This window comes from Bacillus sp. SSR7, assembly GCF_055902415.1.
This window is the reverse complement of sequence record NZ_JBVVXV010000001.1, coordinates 631,474-655,315: the sequence shown is the minus strand read 5'-3', so window position 1 is coordinate 655,315 and position 23,842 is coordinate 631,474. Positions and strand designations below refer to the sequence as shown.

Below are 23,842 nucleotides of genomic sequence, written 5' to 3'. Positions count from 1 at the left end.
ATTAATAAGGTTGTGTAGTTAACCAAATTGTAAGGATTTTGTATAGAATGGATTAACAGCTCGATAATGATCGTACTTCAGTTTCATATTTCGTATAGTTTGGATATTGTGTAATAGTTTGACATTTAGGTGTGGAAAGTTGATTAATTATAGAAACATTTGTAATTACTTCGTTACAAGGACCGAAAAATGTAACTTTTAATTTTGAATTTGGTGGGACTTTGAAAACAATAGGTTTTTTCTCCATGAAATCAGCTCCTATGATGCAGTATTGTATACTGTGTTTTTTCGTTCGTATTATAAAGACGTACTAATATAATATGAACTTTTAGTTGAGTTGATAATGATATGGAGTTTTATGGCATGGTAAAAATGTGGAAAAAGAGTACAGACTAAGAATGTTTTATGAAATGTTTAAATAATATAATATATAAAAGTGAAAAATAAGTAATCTATCTAATACACTTTTTTCCTTGCTACATATCATAATAGTAAGAATTGTATTAGGAGGTAATGAAAGAGTGCAAGAAAATGCACAAGCTCAGCTTTCACCGCCGTGGATCACATATTTCAATGAGTTAAAAAATTCAATTGGTGCTGATCCAACTGTTACAGTTGGTCCGTTGATTCCAGTTGGCGGGAATTATATTATTTTAGTGCACGCATTAAGTGATGAAAAAGCGAGAGCGTTAGCAACGCTCCTAAAATCTTTTGTAGAATTTGGGAATGTAAGTGTAACAGTTATTGTCACTAATAAGGAAAATGACATTGTAAATCCATTTCCATGTCCTCTAGATGCATTTGAAATTGCCCATTTATTTCAAGTGGCGTTAGAAAATAATCCTTATTTTGAACAAGTTGTTGTACAACCACAGCTCCCTGGTGGGTCAAATGTTGTCTTTCCAGTTTTTGCTGCGCAAGTGATTCAATTTTTTAACGATGATATTTCAAATTTATGTCAAACATTTACTGGTGTTGCTGCAAATGTATTTCATGATGTAATGAACGATGACGTTTGTGGTATCCCAATATTATTCTCCACAAGCTGTGTTTCGAGCAGGGAAAGTGCACAATTACAAAATACAGATTTAACACCAAAACTGTTTTATTAAATTGTGAGAAGACATTTTCATTAATAGGAAATGTCTTTTTCGTATGCATTAACGTTACTTTGTAGAGTTATTGCGGGCGATAAACGAGGCTTCCACTGATAAAATTGTTACTGAATCTTATATAGAGTGTAAAGATAGTATTTTTGAATTGAAATATAAAAGAAATGAGAGATAAATTGTTTTTGTTAATATAGAATAATCACAAAAAACACAGTAAATTAGCGTTCATACATATGTTTCATCGTATAAAGAAGATTAATTACAAAAAACGAAGATTAGTAGTAATAGAGAAAATAATTCTAGTATTAGTGCAAAAAATAGATTGATTAACTAATGTTATATACTGGCACATAGTTTTTTCACATGAAATGAATTACATGTAGAAAACACATTGTATACACAACAACACTGTATAGTTATTCTTATATAATAATAAAAGTGAGGTATTTTGAATTGAAAAAGAAGAAGCTATTTTTAGGAACGATTATTTCATGCGTAGTACTGGCATTATCTGCATGTGGTTCCTCAGGTAACGTAGTAACATCAAAAGTAGGAAATGTTACAGAGAAAGAGTTAAGTAAAGAGTTAAGACAAAAATATGGGGAGAGTACTTTATATCAAATGGTGTTAAGTAAGGCATTGCTAGATAAATATAAAGTTTCAGATGAAGAAGCAAAAAAACAAGTAGAAGAAGCAAAAGATAAAATGGGCGACAATTTCAAATCGACTCTAGAGCAAGTTGGATTGAAAAATGAAGATGAATTAAAAGAAAAAATGAAGCCAGAAATTGCATTTGAAAAAGCGATTAAAGCTACTGTCACAGAAAAAGATGTCAAAGATAACTATAAGCCAGAACTGAAAGTAAGTCACATTTTAGTGAAAGATGAAAAGACTGCTAAAGAAGTGAAAGAGAAAGTAAATAATGGTGAAGACTTTGCGGCTTTAGCGAAGCAATACTCAGAGGATACTGGTTCAAAAGAACAAGGCGGAGAAATAGCTGGTTTTGCACCAGGGAAAACGGTGAAAGAATTTGAGGAAGCTGCATATAAATTAGATGCAGGACAAGTAAGTGATCCGGTAAAAACAACTTATGGTTACCATATTATTAAAGTGACAGATAAAAAAGAATTGAAGCCATTTGATGAAGTGAAAGACGATATTCGTAAAGATTTAGAACAGCAAAGACTACAAGATACGACAGGTAAATGGAAGCAACAAGTAGTCAATGATTTATTAAAAGATGCTGATATCAAGGTGAACGATAAAGACTTTAAAAATACATTTGAATTTTTAGAAAAGAAATAATGACTGTAATTAGAAAAGGGAACCTTTATAGGTTCCCTTTTCTAATTAGTGTGTGAGTTATAAATAGATAGTAAGACAATACAATATTACATTTAAATATTAAGAATTACAATGGGAATTTATGTAATTGTTTTGAAGTAGGTTAATCATCACTTCATAGAATGTTGATATTATAATGTTTTGTTTCATCTCATTAAATATAAAACGAATTAATTAATTTTAGCCCATTATTTGTAGGTAGTAAGATTTGTGTGAGCTAATTATTAGTCAGTAATGAACAAAGCTTGAGTGGATTAAAGTTTCACTTTATAGAAGTGGATAAACATAATTTGCAGAATGAAACATACAATAAGATTGAAATATATTGACGCTAAATGAAGTGAAAAGCAGAGCATTCTATTAAGATGGATGTTCTTTTTAGTATGAAATTTTAAGGAATACTCTTAAATGAATTATTGAATAGATAAATAAATTATATAGGGGGGAGAAAATGTGAAAGTAATTTTTCAAAGAGAAGACGGAGGGAAAATTTTTGAATCGTATGATGAAGATATAAATAACCTATTAGCTATTTTAAAAGAAACGAAAGGGATTAAGATCGGAATGGTTGACTATGAAGTATTAAAATACGAATTAGAGTATTTTCGAAATCCGAAAAAAGCAGTAACAGAGAGGGAGTTACATATAATAGTACAACCAAAATATATTTAATAATAAAGATCAATTATTTATTAGTGTTATAAAGTATGTACGAAAAGAGAGTGTTTACACTGCTCTCTTTTCTTAGGAATTTATAAGGAACGAATTGTAGTCCGTTATAAACCCTCTAAATTTTGTGAGTTCGTTCTTTATAATATACGCTTTCATTTATAGATAGTTAATAAACTCGAAAAAATTAAAACTTTTTAGTTGATTTTTTCACTTCCTATTAAGTGGGAAGTGAAAAGATTATTTGATGAAGAAAAAATAAATGTCTTCTCAAAAGAACATAGGTTCGTGTATAATTAGAACGAACGTTCTTTTCGTGTAGATATTATAAAATTTAGAAATAAAGTGAAACTGTAATTAGCGGGTGTTTACGGGGAGTTGATTTTCGACTTACTTTCCTTGTATGTCTTGAATTTTGAGGGGGGAGAATTCCTACCTGTTCATCCGGGAGAAATATGAGCCGAGCAATTGTTAAAGAATAATCGAAGCGCAATATGTTTGAAATAGAATGGATAAATGATCGAGGAGATAGAGAAATGAATGATGTAAAGATGCAAGAAGCAAAAAGAGAATGGGTTCCATTTACAGTAATATCGGAACAGTTATTAAGTATGCGAAAGGTCATTGGAGAGAAATTTAAAGTACAAAAACCACTCTTAACAAAAGAAGCAAAAGAGAGGATTTTTGATAGATTATTAATGTCATTATTGTCTGAGAAAGAAATATTGGTGACATATTTTGAAGATGGGTACATACTTACAAGCTATATGACAGTTGTACATATAAATCCGCTAAAGCGCATTGTAATGTGTACTGACGCGTTTTATAAAACTTACGTATTTAATACTACGGATATTATTGAAATAACGTAAAGTAAGCTAAAATTTAACTTTTAGCTTACTTTACGTTATGTTAGATGTGGAACAGAAAAAATGAAACGAAAAAGCAGCTAGCTTCATACTAGCTGCTAAGCCCCAGGGAAAGGGAGAAAAAGATAGGGTACTCCAAAAATCAACATTAGCTGTGTAACAGCCTGATTATAGTATAGACAAATTTAAAATTCCTAAACAGAACGATGAAAAAATAGGACTAGGCTGTACCAACTTGGTTTTGATCTGCAAGGTCAGAGTCAAACGTATTAGTCGCGCTAACACCATTAAAAGTATTAACAACAAAACCAACATTTGAAGCGCCAGATCCATTATAGGCCTTCGTATTTTCTTTCGGAGAAACGTTGTAGAAATCACCTAAGTTAAATGAACCGTTACTATTTTGTACAACTAAATTCCCTACAACTGAGGGCATAGTTTTCACCCACTTTACAATAATTTGTTAACACCAATATATGGTGTTATAGTCCAAATGGTTCATGTAACAAGAATTGTGGAATAGTAAACGTTTGAAGTGTAGCTCATAATAAAAGTGTGTTAAACTGAATGTAAGGTTTAGTAATTAAAAAACAATTGTATAATTATTATATATGAAAATAAAGGAGGCAAAATGTAATGAATAATGTTATAAAAAAAGTAGATTTAACAGATGCAAAATCAAGTAATCTTGTTGCACTTATTTATAGCAATGAAGTTATATTGGTTGAAGAAGCATTTTGTCCAAATGAAATAAAATTAAAGTTTAATGAAATTGCAATTTTATCGGCTATTAAAACAGCACATATAACGAAAGTATCCATTAGAAAAGAACTTGAAGCAATTTTTCATGATAATGGTGTTTTATTGGTGAAGCATAGTGTTGATTATGGAAACAGTCAATCTATCACCATGCATTTTGAACAATTTAAAAAGTTACAAAATGAGATTGAGAAATTACATAAGAGTATGTAATCAGGTTAGATGAAAATTCTTTCATAGAGGAGAACTGTTCTATGTTGAAAAAGTGGCTTGGAATTTTTTTAGATGAATCTCACTGTAAGCATAGATTTAGATTTATAAAGACACAGGATAATGAAGATTTTAAAAGAGGTAAGCTAGGTGTAGTTTATATGTATCGGTGTGAGAAGTGCGGGAAAGAGAAGTTGAAATTTAAAAGCAATAACGAAATAAATAATGATTTTTTTGATATATAAGCGAGAGTAACTGTTATGGTTACTCTTTTTATTTGCATAAAAACTTCTTCTAAAGTATGAGATGAGTTGATACTTTAGTAAATGGATGAATGAAAAGGAAGAGTGTAATATGTTGTAAAGGAGGAGAGATACTTGAAGCGAACCAACATTGGGAAAATAGTCATTATTACAGGAGTGACGCAAGGGTTAGGACGTGCGATGGTTGATCGATTTCATGAATTGGGATGGAGTATATTTGGTTGTGGACGATCAAAAGATAAAATTAAAGAATTAAAAAAATATTATGGTAATACACATGATTTTCAAATCATTGATGTTTCAGATTCTCAGCAAGTAAGTAATTGGGCAAATGATATACTTAATAGACATAGAGCGCCGGATTTGTTAATAAATAATGCATCGATTGTTAATAAAAATGCGCCACTGTGGAAAGTAACCGTTCAAGAATTCGAAAACGTAATGAATATAAACGTAAACGGTGTAGTAAATGTAATAAGAGCACTTGTCCCAGCGATGGTAGCCAGGAAAGAAGGAATGATTATTAATATGAGTTCTAGTTGGGGGAGAGAGGGGGAAGCTGAACTTGCGCCATATTGTGCCTCAAAGTTTGCAATTGAAGGTATCACGAAATCTATGGCACTGGAATTGCCCAATGGTATGGCAGTTGTTGCTTTAGATCCGGGCGGAAGTATTAGTACCCCAATGCTGTATTCATGTGCACCACAGTACGTAAATGAATCACCCACACCTGAAATGTGGTCACATCATGCGATTCAATATATATTGAATATAACAATAGATAAAAATGGTGCTTCATTGACATGCCCAGAATGTATGTAAATATATGTTGAATTGTATAAGTATCTTTTAATTAGCTACACACTTTGTTTAAAAAAGTACCTGTTAGGTGCTTTTTTGTATGATTAATACATTATAGAATGCACAAAATTACATATAGAAAATAAATATGAGGTATAGGATACGGATTTTGTAATTCGGAAACATTAGAAAATTTCTAAATAGGTGATAAAAATGAATCCAAGCGGTTTAAAAGTGACAGGAGCATGGTTTCAAGTAGGAGGCAATCTTACAGCGGCTATTGGGACGACAAGAGGATTTATTGGAGAAGAGACGGTGGAATCAGATCTTGTAATTGTAGGAAGTTCATTACAAGCCCTCGGGTATATACTACAAATTATAGCGAGTAATGATACCGAAGATGAAGGGGAAAGAGAAAATCAAAATATGTATTTGGAGAATAAAAGTGAAATGCTCGATAAAATGGGCATTGAGTTATTAGCATTAGGGAATATATCAAATGTAATAGGAACATATTTTAATATAAATGAAAAATTGAAAGAGAATGATTATCTTATAATTGTCGGGAACAGTTTACAATCAATTGGAGCTTTTTTAGGAGTAGAAGCAGCCTTGCTTCAGATGAAAGCAATACAGAGAATTATTATACTAGGCAATTCTCTGCAAAGTTTAGGCGCTGGACTTCAAGCGTATCAAGGTATTGTTAATATATCGAAGAATGGAATAGAAAAGGAAAATAGTTTAGGCGATAAGAAAAATGAGAGAATAACAGCCCTTATAGGTATTTGGATACAAGCGATAGGAACGGCTATTTCTGCGATTGGATTAACTATAATAGAGAAAGAAGAAAGATTAGAAAAAATAATAATATGAAATTGTTCATGTAAAGGAGGTATGTAACATTTCAATTTTACATAAGTAGAAAAGTTGAAGTGGTAGGTTTTTTGGCATTGGGATAGAATATATAACAGTAGAAAAGTCATTAGTGGTTAATAAAAATATAAGAAATGCAAAAAAATGTTTTAAATAGCGTATGAAGAAAGATAAAAAATACAAAACAAGGAGTTTTCAAGAGATGATGTATTTACTGGCAATTCTTCTGCCGCCTGTAGCCGTATTATTGTGCGGAAAGCCAATTCAAGCAATAATTAATTTCATATTAACATTAATATTTTGGGTTCCAGGAGTTATACATGCGATATTAGTTGTACATGATAAAAAAGCAGATCGGCGTTTAAAAAAACAAATTCAAGCATATGATGAAATAAATAAAAAGAACAGAAGATAGCTGAGTTGTGAAACGATTTTAAAAAGAAAGGGGGACCACCTCCTTTCTTTTTTTATTCTGGTTAAGTTTATATTTTGGTGTAGCGGTAAGAATTTTTAATATAAGTATTGTGATAATTCGTTTTAGAGTGTGCGTTTAGTAAACCGGTGTAAATGTTTTCAGGAACGTTAAAGAAATCATACAGTCCATTCTTTAATTGAATGCGTAAAATCATAGAAAAAGGATTATATCCAACAGCAACTATAGTTTTGGAAATCACGGGAGATAACTCCATCATTACGCAACTCCTCACTTTTCATTTTTAATAATTTCTTATAGATGTTGAGGTTGTGATGTTGAAATCTTTATAATTAAAGAGGTATTATACTTATATGCAATATATTAAATGTTCGTTATACGTAATTATAAGGAAGTTCACACGAAGTACATATCGTTGTGCTATTTTTATTTCACCTTTGATTTATAAATAAGAAAATATTGACCATTTGAAAAAAAGGTATATTATTTATACGAGGTATTAAAAATTCACTTTTTACATTCTATGCTTAAAGGGGCAGCATTATTAGAAAAATAGAAGTGAAAATACTTTGTGTAACAAGCATTCTAAAATTTATAATCTGTGAATTAGGAAAATATTGAATGCTCCAGGTCAATATACTTTCTTAATTCAATTCATTTTAGAAAGTGACCTCAATATTTTTAAGTAAATCAACGGGAGAATTGAAAGGCAGGAGAAAGTAACATGTCAGAAAATTATCGTTCTCGAGAGGAGCGACGACAAGTTAAAAAGAAAAAACAGCCAGCTTCTAAAACACAAAAACCAAAAGGTAAAACATCATTTTTTCGCAAGTTTTTAATTACTTGTTTATTACTTGGTATTGTTGGTTTAGTGGGGGGAGTTGCTACCTTCTTTGTAATGATTAAGGATGCACCAAAACTTGAGAAAGCAAAACTTGTTAATCCGTTATCCTCAAAAATTTATGATAAAAATGGCGATTTGGTATATGAATACGGGAAAGAAAAACGGACGAATGTTACGTATGATCAAATTCCTAAATTAGTAGAAAATGCATTTTTAGCAACAGAAGACGCACGTTTTTATGAGCATAGCGGGGTAGACTTCAAAGGTACTGCCCGTGCTGTTTTGGTGAGTCTTAAAGGAGATTACGGTTCACAAGGTGGAAGTACAATAACGCAACAGGTTATTAAAAACTACTTCTTATCGATGGAAAAAACATCGAAACGTAAGGTCCAGGAAATATATTTAGCGTATAAGCTAGAACAACAATATTCAAAACATGAAATTTTGGAAATGTATTTAAATAAAATTAACTTAGGAAACCGTTCATATGGTATCGCAACAGCAGCACAAAACTACTATGGTAAAGAATTGAAAGATTTAACATTACCAGAAGTTGCGATGCTTGCAGGTTTACCGAAAGCACCGAATAACTATGATCCGACGAAAACAGAAAATATTCAAAGAGCAACAGAAAGAAGAGATGTTGTACTAAAATTGATGAATCGCCATGGTTATATTACAAAGGCAGAAATGGAAGAAGCATCAAAAGTTAAAGTAACAGATGGACTTAAGACTGCGACTGTTCAGGCAATGCCATATCCTGCATTTATGGATGCGGTTGTGAAAGAAGTTGAAAAAGAATTACCAGATGCTAATATTGGTTCTGACGGTTTAGAAATTTATACAACATTAGACCCGAAAGCACAGGATTTTGCTGATAAGATTTTAAATGAAAATATTATTAATTATCCAAATGATAAGTTCCAAGGTGCTTTTACATTTATGGATACGAAAACCGGAGAGGTTCGTGCTATAGGTAGTGGGCGCGGTGAAAATAAAGCAGTATTTAAAGGGCATAATATGGCAATTGAGTTAGATCGTGCAGCTGGTTCGACGATGAAGCCAATCTTTGATTACGGTCCTGCAATTGAATACTTAAAATGGGCTACGTATCATCAAATTGATGATTCTCCATTTAAATATTCAACTGGACAAGAACTTCGAAATGCGGACAGAAGTCATTTAGGTCCAATTACTATGCGTGAAGCGTTAAAAATGTCACGTAACGTTCCGGCAGTTAAAACTGCAAAAGAAGTAGGACTTAATAAATCAAAGGAATTCTCTGAGAAATTAGGTATTACATTTAATAAACCGCCAGCAGAATCTACAGCTATTGGTACAAACGAAGTATCACCAACTGAAATAGCGGGTGCTTATGCGACATTTGGTAATGGTGGAAAGTATGCAAAACCGCATTTTGTTAAGAAAGTAGTTTATCCAGACGGCAAGTCACAAAGTTTTGAGCAAAAACCAAAACAAGTTATAGCTGACTCTACAGCATATATGATTACTGATATGCTTCGTTCAGTAGTGACATCAGGTACTGGTACAGCGGCCAATATTAGTTCTTTAGATGTAGCTGGTAAAACAGGTACAACAAACTATGATTCAAAACAATTAGCGAAATTTAATATTCCAGAAAGTGCAACTCGTGATAGTTGGTTTGCAGGTTATACGCCGCAATATACGATGGCGGTATGGACTGGATATATGAAAGATGGTAAAGACGAGTATATTAGTAGTAAAAATACGAAAATTGCACAGTTGATCTTTAAAGAAATGATGAGTGAGTTTGCTACTGACAAATCACGCTTTAAAATGCCAAGTAGTGTTATTCAAGAAGGTAGTGAGCTACGTATAAAAGGAGAAAAACGTGATTCTTCTCCAAATACGAGCGTACCTGATACAACGGAACAACCAAAACAAGATCAACAGCAAAAGACTGAAGAAGAGAAAAAGCAAGAAGAATTAAAGAAACAAGAAGATCTTAAAAAACAAGAAGAACAAAAGAAACAAGAGGAACTTAAGAAGCAAGAAGAACAAAAGAAACTAGAAGAGCAAAAGAAACAAGAAGAAGAAAAGAAACAAAATGAACAAAATAATGGAAATGGCCAAGGAAATACAACCCCTCCAGCAAATAACGGAGGAGGCCAAGGAAATACAACCCCTCCAGCGAATAACGGAGGAGGTCAAGGAAATACGACCCCTCCAGCAAATAACGGAGGAGGCCAAGGAAATACGACCCCTCCAGCAAATAACGGGGGAGGTCAAGGAAATACGACCCCTCCAGCGAATAACGGAGGAGGTCAAGGAAATACGACTCCACCAGCGACCACAGAACCCAATACTGGCGGTAATGCAGGAGAGGTCCCTGCTAATAATGGGCAGTAAGGAAATTTTATAAAAATATTAAAAAGCACTTAAGATTTGTATAAATTACATTCTTAAGTGCTTTTTTCGTTTGAATGAAGTAGCTATGAGATGATGTATTTTAAATGTTAAAAGTACCATAAAAATTTTGGAAATATATTGAAGGGAAATGATAAAAAATTTGAGCCTGAGGTTGTGGAGGATAAGCGTGGCTTTGAAAGGTGGTACTACTTGGATGTGCTCCGTGATGCCAAAACGAGGGAGTAACTTGACCGGGAATTTGATAGTGTTGCCAAGTTGCGGGAAGTTCAATACCGACATCAGAACTAGCTGTATGAACGGCAGGAGCGTGTATTTCGGAAATCGAAGGAACCACGGCAGTAACTCTGGATGATATCCACATAAAAATAATCACTCCTAAGTTGTGATAATAAGGTAGTATATTCTTTTCACACGTATAAAGTACATATAGATAGGACTTTAGGCTAAGGTATATGTATAAAGTTGTAAGACTAATTTAAATGGATGGTGGACCATTTATTATAAAAAGATACGTCTATTTACGGAGGGAAAAGGGATTAAGAAAAGGTAAAATGGAGGTGTTAATTGCAATAACTTACGTGTTTATGGAGGAATTTTAATGGAACGATTATGGACGAAATCATTTATTCAAATGACTTTCGCAATGTTATTTTTATTTACAGGATTTTATTTACTAGTTCCAACGCTCCCACTCTTTATTAAAGAGATAGGTGGTAATGAATCACAAGTAGGACTTATGATGGGAATGTTTACAATAGCGGCAGTTGTAATACGACCGATTATTGGAGGAATGTTGGATCAATATGGTAGAAGATCCTTTATTATTTTCGGGCTCATCTTTTTTGGGTTAACGATGTATTCTTATAATTTAGCGTCGACTATTGTCCTTTTAGCTGTTTTGAGGGTTATTCATGGAGTAACATGGGCTGTTTCTACAACAGCTGTTGGAACAGCGATAACTGATATTATTCCAGATTCACGCCGTGGTGAAGGGATGGGTTGGTACGGGATGGCCATGACAATTGCAATGGCAATCGGGCCAATGATTGGATTATCGGTTGTACAACATTATTCATTTCACGGCCTATTCTTGTTAGCAACTCTTTTATCCTTTATGGCAGTCTTATTATCGTTAATGACGAAAATGCCATTCACACCACAAAAAGAAAAAGGGAAAATACAACTGTTTGAAAAATCCGTTCTATCCATTACGATAGTTGTATTCTTTTTATCATTTGCATATGGAGGCATTACGACGTTTTTACCGCTATTTGCATCGTCAATTGATGTGAATCCTGGGACATTCTTTCTTGTATATGCAATTGCTTTAACAATCGTAAGACCAATTTCAGGAAAACTATTAGATAAGTATGGAGAAGTATTTATCATACTTCCGGCACTATGCATTACTATTATTGCAATAGTTGTATTAACGATTTCAAATAATTTAATAGGTGTAGTTATCGCAGCTACATTATATGGTGTTGGATTCGGTTCAGCACAGCCAGCTTTGCAAGCGGCAATGCTTACAATTGTCGATCCGAGTAAAAGAGGAGTTGCGAACGCTTCATTTTTTACGGCGTTTGATTTAGGAATTGGATTAGGTGCTATTTTACTTGGGGTTGTTTCACAAATGTTTGGTTATCGTATTTTATTTTCAGGGAGTGCAATTTCAGCATTAACAGCCTTAATTATTTTCGTCTTCTTTGTAAAACAACGATTAGGAAAAAAAGAGTTTGCATAAACTGAGGGGGAATAAAGATGAGAATTTCAATTGATCGTAAAGCTCTACAATGGTTCCAGGAAGAATTACGTATAAAGCACGGTGAATCTGTACGTTTTACTGTAAGGTACGGAGGGAACAGTTCAATTCAGCCTGGATATTCTTTAGGGATTGTTGCAGAGAAACCAGATGGGGAAATCGTGTCAGTTGAGAAGGAAGGTATTATATTTTTTGTAGATTCTGATGATCTTTGGTATTTTCAAAACTATGATTTATTTGTAAGTTATCATGAGGAAATGGAAGAAATTCAATTTAATTATGTAAAATAATAACTTTATTAAAAATAAATAAATTTTATATGGGAATTATATTTAGGGAATAGTGAAATAAATATAATGCGAAAAGCGAGCTGTATATGAATACAGCTCGTTTTTTTATTTAGTAAAAGAAATTGTAAAGTAGGTATATATGTAACGGGATTATATGAATCAACTTTATATTTTGTTTTAAAGATGAAGAAAGAGAAGTCGGTCCTTTCTTTGTAAAATATGAAAATTATTGTTGAAAAACTGTATTGTTACATCGGTAAAATTATAGGAAACTTATCATTATAAAATAAATTGAAATCTTCTAAAAACTCTGATACATTGAAATAGAAATGTAGTTTCGCAATATTGTAAAGGCTTACAGTTATGTGCACGAAGATCTATTAGGATTGGAGGAAATAATGATGAAAGCTGAAGAAAAATTTTCCCCGGGATTAGATGGTATAGTGGCAGCGGAGACGAAGATTTCGTTTCTTGACACAGTGAAAGGTGAAATTGTAATTCAAGGGTATGATTTAATCGAACTCTCAAAAACAAAAGAGTATTTAGACATTGTGCACCTTTTATTGGAAGAACATCTACCGAATGAAGATGAAAAAGCAACACTTGAAAAGAAATTAAAAGAAGAATACGCAGTACCAGAAGGTGTATTTAACGTACTGAAGGCGTTACCGAAAGAAACACACCCGATGGATGGATTGCGTACAGGTGTGTCCGCATTAGCTGGTTACGATAATGATATTGAAAATCGCTCGTTAGAAGTAAACAAAAGCCGCGGGTACAAATTATTGAGTAAAGTACCAAACATTGTAGCGAATAGCTATCATATTTTAAATAATGAAGAGCCAATCGAACCACTTAAGGAATTATCATATAGCGCGAATTTCTTCTATATGTTAACAGGTAAAAAACCAACTGAACTTGAGGAGAAGATCTTTGATCGTTCCCTTGTTTTATATAGTGAACATGAAATGCCAAACTCTACATTTACAGCGCGCGTTATTGCGTCTACGCAATCCGACTTATATGGTGCTTTAACAGGTGCGGTTGCATCTTTAAAAGGTAGCTTACATGGCGGTGCGAACGAAGCGGTTATGTACATGCTTTTAGAAGCTGGTAATGTTGAAAAGTTTGAAGAGTTATTACAGAAGAAACTATATAACAAAGAAAAAATTATGGGCTTTGGGCATCGTGTATACATGAAGAAGATGGATCCAAGAGCATTGATGATGAAGGAAGCTTTAAAGCAGTTATGTGATGTGAAAGGTGATTATACACTATATGAAATGTGTGAAGCTGGAGAAAAGATTATGGAGAAGGAAAAAGGAATTTATCCAAATCTTGATTATTACGCAGCTCCAGTATATTGGATGCTTGGTATTCCAATTCAACTGTACACACCAATTTTCTTTAGCTCTAGAACAGTAGGACTTTGTGCGCACGTTATTGAGCAACACGCGAACAATCGTTTGTTCCGTCCACGTGTAAATTATATTGGCGAGCGACATGTGCTTAGTAAATAAGAACAACTGGGGAGTTGTTAGCACCGCCCGCCAGATGGGTGTTTGACCGACACCCATCATTAATAATAACGAATTTTCGACAGAAAGGGAAGAATTGCATGATTAAAACAAATGAAATTAAACAAAAAGATGCGTTATTAGAAGAAATTACGGATTATGTATTAAATAAAGAGGTAACAAGTGCAGAAGCATTCAGTACTGCTCGTTACGTCTTACTTGATACGCTTGGATGTGGAATTTTAGCACTACAATATCCAGAATGTACGAAATTATTAGGACCAGTTGTTCCAGGAACAATCGTGCCAAATGGTACACGTGTACCAGGTACGTCATATGTACTTGATCCAGTGAAAGGTGCATTTAATATCGGATGTATGATCCGTTGGTTAGACTATAACGATACTTGGCTTGCAGCAGAGTGGGGACATCCATCTGATAACTTAGGCGGAATTTTAGCAGTTGCAGATTATATTAGCCGTGTTCGTATTTCAGAAGGAAAAGAACCATTAAAAGTACGTGAAGTACTAGAGATGATGATTAAAGCACATGAAATTCAAGGTGTACTTGCTTTAGAAAACAGCTTAAACAGAGTTGGTCTTGACCACGTATTATATGTAAAAGTAGCAACAACTGCAGTAGTTGCAAAAATGCTTGGCGGAACACGTGAAGAAATCTTTAATGCATTATCACATGCATGGATTGATAATTCTAGTCTTCGTACATATCGTCACGCTCCAAATACGGGATCACGTAAATCATGGGCAGCAGGTGATGCAACGAGCCGCGGTGTTCATCTTGCAATGACTGCTCTAAAAGGTGAAATGGGTTATCCAACAGCTTTATCTGCACCAGGCTGGGGATTCCAAGATGTATTATTTAATAAACAAGAATTAAAGTTAGCGAGACCATTAGAGTCATATGTAATGGAAAATGTATTATTTAAAGTTTCATATCCAGCAGAATTCCATGCACAAACAGCTGCAGAATGTGCTGTGAAATTACATCCGGAAATTAAAGAAAGATTAGATGAAATTGATCGTATTACAATTACAACTCATGAATCAGCAATCCGTATTATTGATAAAGAAGGTCCATTAAATAACCCAGCGGATCGTGATCATTGCTTACAATACATTACGGCAATTGGTTTATTAAAAGGAGATATCGTTGCGGACGATTATGAGGATGCAGTAGCAAATGATCCACGTGTAGATGAATTACGTAATAAGATGGTTGTTGTTGAAAACAAACAGTACAGTTTAGATTACCTTGACCCGAACAAGCGCTCAATCGCCAACGCTGTTCAAGTCCATTTCAAAGATGGCACTGAAACAGAAAACGTGGAATGTGAATATCCACTTGGTCACCGTTTCCGTAGAGACGAAGCAATTCCAAAAGTTGTTCAAAAATTCACTGCAAATATGGCAGGTCATTATTCTAGTAAGCAACAAGAACAAATTCATGAAGCTTGTTTAAATGAAGAGAAACTAGAAAATATGAACGTAAACGAATTTGTAGATCTATTCTTAATTTAATAATAGGGGGAATTTAGAATGGCTTGGGTTGTGAATAAACAGTCAACACAAGAGGAGCTTGCGAATCGCTTCCGAGCTTTAGTAGAAGCAAATGAAATTTTGCAAATTCCAGGTGCTCATGACGCAATGGCAGCTTTAGTTGCGAAAAATACAGGATTTTCAGCTCTTTATTTATCAGGAGCTGCTTATACTGCAAGTAAAGGGCTACCTGATTTAGGAATCGTGACGTCTACTGAAGTAGCAGAGAGAGCAAGAGATCTAGTAAGAGCTACAGACTTACCAGTTCTTGTTGATATTGATACAGGATTTGGTGGTGTCCTCAACGTAGCAAGAACAGCGGTAGAAATGGTAGAAGCGAAAGTTGCAGCTGTTCAAATTGAAGATCAACAATTACCAAAGAAATGTGGACATTTAAATGGTAAGAAACTCGTTACGACAGAAGAATTAGTTCAAAAGATTAAAGCGATTAAAGAAGTTGCACCAAGCTTATATATTGTGGCACGTACAGATGCTCGTGGTGTAGAAGGCTTAGATGAAGCGATCGAAAGAGCGAACGCCTATGTAAAAGCAGGTGCAGATGCGATATTCCCTGAAGCACTTCAATCAGAAGAAGAGTTCCGTCTATTTAATAGTAAAGTAAATGCACCTTTACTAGCGAATATGACTGAATTCGGAAAAACACCGTATTATAGTGCAGAGGAATTTGCAAATATGGGCTTCCAAATGGTTATTTATCCTGTAACTTCACTTCGCGTAGCAGCGAAAGCATATGAGAATGTGTTTACTTTAATTAAGGAAACTGGTTCTCAAAAAGATGCACTTTCAAGTATGCAAACGAGAAGTGAGTTATATGAAACAATTTCATATCATGACTTTGAAGAACTGGATACTGGAATTGCAAAAACAGTATTATCAGAGGATCAATAGATAAAACAACTAAGGCGATGATAATACATCTTTGGCAAAACGAACTGCTTGATGTGAATATTCATCGCCTTCTGTTTTCAAAAATAAGATATTCCACTCATCGTAGACGAGCATATGAAGTAGAAAATAAGGCCGAAATGATAGGGGGATTCAGATGGAGAAAACGAAGTTACCGTGGGATGAATTTTTTTCACTTAATAAAGATGTGAATCATACTTTTTTTACGCCAGAAGATTTTTCAAGAGATGAAGATTTAATCGCAAAAACGACAGAACAATTCGTTAAACAAGAAATTGTTCCACAAATGGAGAATATTGAACAACATAACTATGAAGTTTCTCGTCAATTATTTGAGAAAGCTGGAGAACTTGGATTATTAAGTATCGAGGTCCCAGAAGAGTACGGTGGGTTTGAGTTAGGAAAGGCAGTTTCAGGGCTTGTAGCAGAAAAAATGGGATATGCTGGTGCATTTAGCGTTTCATTTAATATACACGCTGGTGTAGGTACATTGCCTTACATATATTACGGAACGAAAGAACAAAAAGAAAAATATTTGCCGAAAATTGCATCAGGAGAATGGGTTGGGGCTTATGCTTTAACTGAGCCAAATGCCGGTTCTGATGCATTAAGCGCAAAAACGAGCGCAGTATTAAATGAAGATGGAACTGCTTGGAAGTTAAATGGTGAGAAGCAGTGGATTACAAATGCTCATATGGCAGATGTATATGTTGTTTTTGCGAAGACAAATAAAGGAATGACAGCGTTTATTGTCGAAAGAACATGTGAAGGCGTATCCATTGGACTAGAAGAAAAGAAAATGGGGATTAAAGGTTCTTCAACGGCTACCCTTATTTTAGAAGATGTCGTAATCCCTGCAGAAAATGTTTTAGGGGAAGTTGGAAAAGGGCATCACGTAGCTCTTAATATTCTAAACTTCGCTAGACTAAAGCTCGCTTTTGGAAATATTGGAACAGCAAAACAAGCAATTGGTTTGTCGGTTCAATATGGAAAAGAACGAAAACAGTTCCAAACAGAATTAGTAGACTTTACGATGATTCAAGAGAAAATTGCAAATATGATCATTGCTACCTATGGAGCAGAAAGTGCAGCGTATCGTACAGCAGGTGTAATCGATGAAGCAATTCATGAGAGCGATGAAGATCTTATGAAGAAAATGTCTCAATTTGCAATTGAATGTGCACTAAATAAAGTAAATGCTTCTGAAACACTTGGTCACATCGTAGATGAAGCTGTACAAATTCATGGTGGTTACGGTTATATGCAAGAATACGAAGTAGAACGTTTATATCGTGATGCTAGAATTAGTCGTATTTTTGAAGGGACGAATGAAATTAATAGATTAACAGTTGCTAAAATGTTAATGAAGCAAGTGGAACAAATTGAAGATACTGAAGTAGAGATTGATGTAGAAAATGTCGAAAGAAACCATCGTTACATTTTATTAGCGAAAAAATTGTTGAAACAATCTTTGAAAACGCTCTCTAAAACTCCAGGTTTAAAAATTGATCAAGAGCAAGAATATTCACGTGTATTATCAAATATGTTAACGGATGTGTACGTCATGGAATCAGCATTTTTACGTACGAGTAAAGCAATTAGTAAAAATGGTGAAGGGAAAGAACGTACGAAACAAATGATAACTGACGTTATTTGTGAAGAAGGATATCGTAAAGTAGAAGAAGCGGCGATTTCTATACTTTCAGCGGCTGTTACAGAAGAACAAGATAGACACGTAATTTTAGCTGGAATTCGTCAATTATCAGTACCTTTATACACGAACGTATTTACAAAAAAGAGAGAAATTGCGAAAGCTATTATAAATCGCGGAAAGTATATTGTGTAAATAGGAGGAAAGCGATATGAAAAAGATTGGTTTTATTGGTTTAGGTAACATGGGTCTTCCGATGTCTAAAAATTTAGTTAAATCAAATTACACAGTATATGGTGTGGATTTAAATAAAGATGCTGAAGCTTCCTTTGAAAAAGAAGGAGGAATTATTGGCTTATCAATCTTAAAACTAGCAGAAACATGCGATGTAATTTTTACAAGTTTACCTTCACCTCGGGCTGTTGAAGCAGTATATTTTGGAGAAGAAGGATTATTTGAAAATAGTCACTCGAATATAGTTTTAATAGATACAAGTACTGTATCTCCACAGTTAAACAAACAGTTAGAGGAAGCTGCAAAGGAAAAGAAAGTAGACTTTTTAGCAGCACCTGTTAGTGGTGGGGTAATTGGAGCTGAAAACCGTACATTAACGTTTATGGTTGGTGGATCAAAAGAGCTATATGAGAAAGCGGAATCTATCATGGCTGTACTAGGTGCGAACATTTTCCATGTTAGTGAGCAAATTGATAGTGGTACAACAGTTAAATTAATTAATAACTTATTAATTGGTTTTTATACAGCTGGTGTGAGTGAAGCCTTAACATTAGCGAAAAAGAACAATATGGATTTAGATAAAATGTTTGATATTTTAAATGTAAGTTATGGTCAGAGTAGAATTTATGAGCGCAATTATAAAAGTTTCATTGCATCAGAAAACTATGAGCCAGGTTTTACTGTGAATTTACTAAAGAAAGATTTGGGATTTGCAGTAGATTTAGCGAAAGAAAGTGAACTTCACTTACCAGTAAGCGAAATGCTATTAAACGTATATGAAGAAGCAAGTGAAGCTGGGTATGGTGAAAACGATATGGCTGCTTTATATAAGAAAGTTAGTGAACAATTAATTTCTAATCACAAATAATAGACTTATAAACATCATAAAAAAGGAGAGAATATAATGATTACAACTGAAATTAAACGAGTAAAAAATCATATTAATGGTGAGTGGGTAGAATCTACTGGTACAGAAGTAGAAGCAGTTCCAAATCCGGCGACTGGAAAAATTATCGCTTACGTTCCGCTATCTCCGAAAGAAGATGTTGAAAAAGCTGTTGAAGCGGCAAAAGCAGCATACGAAACATGGTCTAAAGTACCAGTTCCGAATCGTTCAAGACAATTGTATAAATATTTACAGCTTTTACAAGAAAACAAAGAAGAACTTGCAAAAATCATTACGCTCGAAAATGGTAAAACATTAACGGATGCAACTGGTGAAGTGCAACGTGGTATTGAAGCGGTAGAACTTGCGACGTCAGCACCAAATTTAATGATGGGACAAGCACTTCCGAATATTGCTAGCGGCATTGATGGATCGATTTGGCGCTATCCAATTGGAGTTGTTGCTGGTATTACACCGTTTAACTTCCCAATGATGATTCCATTATGGATGTTCCCACTTGCAATTGCTTGCGGTAATACATTTGTATTAAAAACATCTGAAAGAACGCCACTTTTAGCAGAGCGACTTGTAGAGTTATTCTATGAAGCTGGCTTCCCGAAAGGCGTATTAAATTTAGTGCAAGGCGGAAAAGATGTTGTAAATAGCATTTTAGAAAATAAAGATATTCAAGCTGTTTCGTTCGTTGGATCTGAGCCGGTAGCTCGTTACGTATATGAAACAGGTACAAAACATGGAAAACGTGTACAAGCGTTAGCTGGTGCAAAAAACCATGCGATTGTTATGCCAGATTGCAATCTTGAGAAAACGGTACAAGGTGTAATTGGATCCGCATTTGCAAGTAGTGGAGAGCGCTGCATGGCTTGTTCAGTAGTAGCAGTAGTTGATGACATTGCAGATGAATTCATCGACGTACTAGTAGCAGAGACGAAGAAGTTAAAAGTAGGTGATGGTTTCCACGAAGATAATTATGTTGGACCATTAATTCGTGAATCTCATAAAGAGCGTGTATTAGGCTATATTAACAGCGGTGTAGCAGATGGAGCTACTTTATTAGTAGATGGTCGTAAAATTAAGGAAGAAGTTGGAGAAGGTTACTTTGTAGGTGCGACAATCTTTGATGGGGTAAATCAAGAAATGAAAATTTGGCAAGATGAGATTTTTGCTCCAGTATTAAGTATTGTGCGTGTTAAAGATTTAGAAGAAGGTATTAAACTAACAAATCAATCTAAATTTGCAAATGGTGCGGTTATTTATACATCAAACGGTAAACATGCACAAACGTTCCGTGATAACATCGATGCGGGTATGATCGGTGTAAACGTAAACGTTCCAGCACCAATGGCATTCTTCGCATTCGCTGGAAATAAAGCTTCATTCTTTGGTGATTTAGGTACAAATGGTACAGATGGCGTTCAATTTTATACACGTAAAAAAGTTGTAACTGAGCGCTGGTTTTAATATAAAGTAGACAGCTAAATCAGTTATTAAATGAAAACCACCACTATTCATAGTGGTGGTTTTCTTCTTGTTAATTGCTTTTTTCAAAGGCTAGTTTAATACCAAAACCAATTAAGACCATTCCCGTTAACCCTTGAATATAACGTTGGGTCTTCGGTTTTTTCATAAAAGCACTAATTTTATCAATTAAAAATATATAAAAAGCGAACCATATAACTGTTAAAACTAGGTAAGTAAGGCCCATTATGAGAAGTTGGATAAACGTATTATGATTTGGATTTAAAAATTGCGGTAAAAAGGTTAAAAAGAAGACTGCAATTTTAGAGTTTAATAAATTTGTAAGAAACCCTTGGCGAAAACAAGAAGAATGCTCGTTTTCATTATTCAATGATATATCATTCATAGCAACGTCTTCTTTATTTCTTACTGCTAAAAGGGCTTTAATACCGATATAAATTAAATATAGAGCTCCAACGTACTTGAAAATAGAAAATAAAAGAGCTGACTTTACAATAAGTGCGGAAAGTCCGATTACTGCTGCTAAAGTATGAATCAATAGTGCAACACATGTACCGAACACTGTTTTCACCCCGCCTACCTTACCAGCAACTAATGTGTTTTTCGTAGCCATTGCAGTATCAGGACCTGGCAAAATAATAAGACAAATAGACATAATGATGAAAAGAAAATAATTTTCAATCATAGTCGCTCCTCCTTCTTTATTTTTAGAATATTTGATTAAAAATAGTGTAGCACACATTTTGATTTAATAAAATTAAATTTTATTAAAAATTATTAAATAGGAAAAAGGCTACATCGTCGCGTAATTACACGACGATATAGCCTCAGGTTTATCCCGTATGAATGGGGATGTTCCCCATTTATTAAATTTTCACTTTATGCGTTAAGTAAGTTAAAGAATCTATTTACATCTTCTTCTGAAACATCACTTAACTGTTTATATTTATAATTCGGATTTTGGTCTTTATCAACGACAACGGATCGTACTCCTTCAAAGAAATCTTCATGTCTCATGAAGTTTTTAGCAAGTACAAGGTCAGTAGCGAAACATTCTTCAACGGACTTATCTTGTCCATCAATAAACTGTTTTAATGTTACTTTTAGTGAAATAGGAGATTTTGATAATAACGTTTCTTTCGTTTTTAAAGCAAAGGAACTTTGATCTTTCTCTAATGAATGAATAATTTCTTCGATTGTATCGAATGCAAAATGTGAATTAATTTCTTCTAATAAAGGGGCAAGCTCGCTTTCTAATTTTGGAGCAGTTGCAAATGTACGAATGACTTCTTTTAAATGAGTATGTACATCATCTTCTTTTTTCCAATTTACACTTTCCAGTTCAGTAAGGAAATTTGGTAATGAATCAGATTCCATAAAATAATCAGAAGCGTTTATAAATAATACATCAGAAGCTTTTAAAATAGATGCTGTTAAAGCGACATAGCGGCCAGCAAACCCTGGAGCTTTATTTAAGAAATAAGCAGCACCGACGTCTGGAAAGAAGCCAATATTCATCTCAGGCATGGCCCATTTCGTACGCTCAGTTACAATTCGATATTTTGCACCATTTGTAAGACCGACACCACCACCCATTACAATTCCATCTAAACAAGCGATAATCGGTTTTTTATATTGATAAATATATGTATCAATTTCATACTCTTCTTCAAAAAAACGTTCCGCATGTTGCAATGCAGCTTCATTTGAACGTGCTTCATAAAGAGTTTTAATGTCGCCACCTGCACAAAAACCTTTTGTGCCAGCTCCTTTTAATACGATAAGCGCAATTCGCTCATCATTTTCCCACTCTTTCAGTTTTTGCCCAATTGGTTGCAACATGTCATAAGATAAAGAATTAAGTGCTTTTGGGCGGTTTAAAGTAATTGATGCAACGCCGTTTTCACTAACAGAAAATAAAACGTGTTCAGTCATAATTCATCCTCCCTTACATATCTTCTTATTCTTAATTCTTGATACGTACTGAAATGTCCTTTATAAATTTTGTCTAAAGTTGGCGGTACATGTTAATTTGTCCACTGCATATTTTGACGAGTTATATTTGCAGGATTTTCGAGGTTGAAAATGAATATTACAACATTACTGTAATTGTAATTATTTGAAGTGAACATGATAAACACGCTATTATATATGTGTAAATTGTACATGATCACTTCGAAAAGAGTATTTGAAGTGATTATAATGAAAGAAAAATTGCTTTTCATTAGAAATAGAGAAAGGAGAAATCGGAATGCCAGTACCTTTACTATTGTCGGTGATTATTTTGTCTTCTTTAATGATAGGGATAACGCAGTATTTTCATCATACAGATACGACAGAGGAAGTGAAGGATAAGGTACGACTTGTATTTCCGATTTTTATCATATCTATTTCTTTTTGCATTCTATTAAATAAGGATGGGTATATTGTCGCAGTATTTTCATTTTTTGTAGCGATTGTTTTCATTACAGTTTTATATTATGTAATGAAAGAGTTTATCCAAAAATAAAGATGTCACATGAGACATTTTTATTTTTGGAACGAATAAAATTTCACATACCGTATTGTATATGAAAATAAAAAACATATAGCAATAGAAAAGTATGTACTTTACCTTGTATTTACTTGTCAATCTTGCATAGCCAATATACTATTAATAGTGTAGAGATTAGAAAAAGGGGTTGTATCTATCATGAAATTTGAGATGCACACAAAAATTATTTCAAATGAAAATGAAGTAAGATTACATATAGAAGAAAACATATTTCAATTAAAATTGGATGGTTACCACTTATTTGCAGTTCAAGAAATATTACCTTTATATAAATCAAATGAAGAAAAAATCGGTAGTGCAATGATACAAAAGTTAGAATGGGAGAACGGAAAAACTACAATAAACTATCAACTTGTATCACTAAATTCAGTAAATTAAA

The 23,842-nt window shown here is 33.8% G+C and carries 26 protein-coding genes; 20 read left to right on the top strand and 6 right to left on the bottom strand.

The features are described 5' to 3' along the window. Positions 1-52: 52 nt before the first annotated feature. The gene (locus AC0NJG_RS03225; protein WP_000412568.1) at positions 53-247 is read right to left on the bottom strand and encodes a hypothetical protein; all 195 of its coding nucleotides are present in this window, start codon (positions 245-247) and stop codon (positions 53-55) included. 274 nt (positions 248-521) lie between these two features. Here AC0NJG_RS03225 and AC0NJG_RS03220 point away from each other — a divergent pair, with 274 nt between their 5' ends. From AC0NJG_RS03220 to AC0NJG_RS03205, 4 genes are all read left to right on the top strand, one after another. Next, on the top strand, positions 522-1,112 hold the full coding sequence (locus AC0NJG_RS03220; protein ID WP_308901396.1) for a hypothetical protein: 591 nt from the start codon (positions 522-524) through the stop codon (positions 1,110-1,112). Between the two features lie 453 nt (positions 1,113-1,565). Continuing rightward, complete coding sequence (locus tag AC0NJG_RS03215) at positions 1,566-2,417, top strand: peptidylprolyl isomerase PrsA (protein ID WP_087952450.1); 852 nt, start codon at positions 1,566-1,568, stop codon at positions 2,415-2,417. Positions 2,418-2,909: 492 nt separating this feature from the next. Further along, positions 2,910-3,128 carry a hypothetical protein gene (locus AC0NJG_RS03210; RefSeq protein ID WP_029438172.1) on the top strand — a complete coding sequence of 73 codons (219 nt, stop codon included), beginning with the start codon at positions 2,910-2,912 and terminating at the stop codon, positions 3,126-3,128. Between the two features lie 533 nt (positions 3,129-3,661). Further along, positions 3,662-3,997 carry a YolD-like family protein gene (locus AC0NJG_RS03205; RefSeq protein WP_087952451.1) on the top strand — a complete coding sequence of 112 codons (336 nt, stop codon included), beginning with the start codon at positions 3,662-3,664 and terminating at the stop codon, positions 3,995-3,997. Positions 3,998-4,214: 217 nt separating this feature from the next. On the opposite strand, the gene gerPF is transcribed toward AC0NJG_RS03205, so the two are convergent. Then, positions 4,215-4,430, bottom strand: a complete 216-nt coding sequence (gene gerPF / locus AC0NJG_RS03200; RefSeq protein WP_001141565.1) for a spore germination protein GerPF — start codon at positions 4,428-4,430, stop codon at positions 4,215-4,217. A gap of 200 nt (positions 4,431-4,630) precedes the next feature. Here gerPF and AC0NJG_RS03195 point away from each other — a divergent pair, with 200 nt between their 5' ends. The 5 genes from AC0NJG_RS03195 to AC0NJG_RS03175 all read left to right on the top strand — a co-directional run bounded on the left by AC0NJG_RS03195 (position 4,631) and on the right by AC0NJG_RS03175 (position 7,315). After that, positions 4,631-4,966 (top strand): hypothetical protein, encoded by a 336-nt coding sequence (locus tag AC0NJG_RS03195; RefSeq protein ID WP_173601456.1) that lies wholly within the window; start codon positions 4,631-4,633, stop codon positions 4,964-4,966. Positions 4,967-5,007: 41 nt separating this feature from the next. After that, positions 5,008-5,208, top strand: a complete 201-nt coding sequence (locus tag AC0NJG_RS03190; protein WP_087952453.1) for a hypothetical protein — start codon at positions 5,008-5,010, stop codon at positions 5,206-5,208. 132 nt (positions 5,209-5,340) lie between these two features. Beyond that, on the top strand, positions 5,341-6,048 hold the full coding sequence (locus tag AC0NJG_RS03185; protein ID WP_474062834.1) for an SDR family oxidoreductase: 708 nt from the start codon (positions 5,341-5,343) through the stop codon (positions 6,046-6,048). Positions 6,049-6,240: 192 nt separating this feature from the next. After that, positions 6,241-6,900, top strand: a complete 660-nt coding sequence (locus AC0NJG_RS03180; RefSeq protein ID WP_087952455.1) for a DUF6944 family repetitive protein — start codon at positions 6,241-6,243, stop codon at positions 6,898-6,900. Positions 6,901-7,102: 202 nt separating this feature from the next. Beyond that, the gene (locus AC0NJG_RS03175) at positions 7,103-7,315 is read left to right on the top strand and encodes a YqaE/Pmp3 family membrane protein (RefSeq protein WP_087952456.1); all 213 of its coding nucleotides are present in this window, start codon (positions 7,103-7,105) and stop codon (positions 7,313-7,315) included. Positions 7,316-7,382: 67 nt separating this feature from the next. On the opposite strand, the gene AC0NJG_RS03170 is transcribed toward AC0NJG_RS03175, so the two are convergent. Continuing rightward, positions 7,383-7,592, bottom strand: a complete 210-nt coding sequence (locus tag AC0NJG_RS03170) for a KTSC domain-containing protein (RefSeq protein WP_000970366.1) — start codon at positions 7,590-7,592, stop codon at positions 7,383-7,385. A 465-nt stretch (positions 7,593-8,057) separates the two neighbouring features. Between AC0NJG_RS03170 and AC0NJG_RS03165 the strand changes: the two genes are divergently transcribed. Further along, positions 8,058-10,568, top strand: a complete 2,511-nt coding sequence (locus tag AC0NJG_RS03165) for a PBP1A family penicillin-binding protein (protein ID WP_087952457.1) — start codon at positions 8,058-8,060, stop codon at positions 10,566-10,568. A gap of 100 nt (positions 10,569-10,668) precedes the next feature. Here AC0NJG_RS03165 and AC0NJG_RS03160 read toward each other — a convergent pair whose 3' ends face one another. Then, the gene (locus tag AC0NJG_RS03160) at positions 10,669-10,950 is read right to left on the bottom strand and encodes a hypothetical protein (RefSeq protein WP_073530220.1); all 282 of its coding nucleotides are present in this window, start codon (positions 10,948-10,950) and stop codon (positions 10,669-10,671) included. Positions 10,951-11,187: 237 nt separating this feature from the next. On the opposite strand from AC0NJG_RS03160, the gene AC0NJG_RS03155 reads away from it, so the two are divergent. The 8 genes from AC0NJG_RS03155 (at position 11,188) to AC0NJG_RS03120 (ending at position 20,891) form a co-directional block, all read left to right on the top strand. Next, on the top strand, positions 11,188-12,333 hold the full coding sequence (locus AC0NJG_RS03155) for an MFS transporter (protein WP_073530221.1): 1,146 nt from the start codon (positions 11,188-11,190) through the stop codon (positions 12,331-12,333). A gap of 17 nt (positions 12,334-12,350) precedes the next feature. Beyond that, positions 12,351-12,641, top strand: a complete 291-nt coding sequence (locus tag AC0NJG_RS03150) for a HesB/YadR/YfhF family protein (RefSeq protein WP_073530222.1) — start codon at positions 12,351-12,353, stop codon at positions 12,639-12,641. A 398-nt stretch (positions 12,642-13,039) separates the two neighbouring features. Further along, positions 13,040-14,161, top strand: a complete 1,122-nt coding sequence (gene mmgD / locus AC0NJG_RS03145) for a citrate synthase (protein WP_001987369.1) — start codon at positions 13,040-13,042, stop codon at positions 14,159-14,161. Between the two features lie 98 nt (positions 14,162-14,259). Next, complete coding sequence (gene prpD / locus AC0NJG_RS03140) at positions 14,260-15,696, top strand: 2-methylcitrate dehydratase (protein WP_087994814.1); 1,437 nt, start codon at positions 14,260-14,262, stop codon at positions 15,694-15,696. 18 nt (positions 15,697-15,714) lie between these two features. After that, entirely contained in the window at positions 15,715-16,623 is a 909-nt protein-coding gene (gene prpB / locus AC0NJG_RS03135) for a methylisocitrate lyase (RefSeq protein WP_046955730.1), read from the top strand. Positions 16,624-16,777: 154 nt separating this feature from the next. Then, positions 16,778-18,487: an acyl-CoA dehydrogenase family protein gene (locus tag AC0NJG_RS03130; RefSeq protein WP_087952460.1), complete on the top strand. Its 1,710-nt coding sequence runs from the start codon at positions 16,778-16,780 to the stop codon at positions 18,485-18,487. 16 nt (positions 18,488-18,503) lie between these two features. Then, positions 18,504-19,394, top strand: coding sequence for an NAD(P)-dependent oxidoreductase (locus AC0NJG_RS03125; protein WP_474062833.1), 891 nt, complete (start codon positions 18,504-18,506; stop codon positions 19,392-19,394). Between the two features lie 36 nt (positions 19,395-19,430). Further along, positions 19,431-20,891 carry a CoA-acylating methylmalonate-semialdehyde dehydrogenase gene (locus AC0NJG_RS03120; RefSeq protein WP_048552453.1) on the top strand — a complete coding sequence of 487 codons (1,461 nt, stop codon included), beginning with the start codon at positions 19,431-19,433 and terminating at the stop codon, positions 20,889-20,891. A 70-nt stretch (positions 20,892-20,961) separates the two neighbouring features. Here the strand turns inward: AC0NJG_RS03120 and AC0NJG_RS03115 are convergent, their stop codons facing one another. Beyond that, positions 20,962-21,594 (bottom strand): LysE family translocator, encoded by a 633-nt coding sequence (locus AC0NJG_RS03115; RefSeq protein WP_474062832.1) that lies wholly within the window; start codon positions 21,592-21,594, stop codon positions 20,962-20,964. 194 nt (positions 21,595-21,788) lie between these two features. After that, positions 21,789-22,844: an enoyl-CoA hydratase/isomerase family protein gene (locus AC0NJG_RS03110; RefSeq protein WP_088327876.1), complete on the bottom strand. Its 1,056-nt coding sequence runs from the start codon at positions 22,842-22,844 to the stop codon at positions 21,789-21,791. Between the two features lie 316 nt (positions 22,845-23,160). Here AC0NJG_RS03110 and AC0NJG_RS03105 point away from each other — a divergent pair, with 316 nt between their 5' ends. Together AC0NJG_RS03105 and AC0NJG_RS03100 are read left to right on the top strand one after the other, a co-directional pair. Then, on the top strand, positions 23,161-23,418 hold the full coding sequence (locus tag AC0NJG_RS03105; RefSeq protein WP_001145041.1) for a hypothetical protein: 258 nt from the start codon (positions 23,161-23,163) through the stop codon (positions 23,416-23,418). Between the two features lie 183 nt (positions 23,419-23,601). Further along, on the top strand, positions 23,602-23,841 hold the full coding sequence (locus tag AC0NJG_RS03100) for a DUF2584 family protein (protein ID WP_087952464.1): 240 nt from the start codon (positions 23,602-23,604) through the stop codon (positions 23,839-23,841). The last annotated feature ends 1 nt before the right edge of the window (position 23,842 follow it).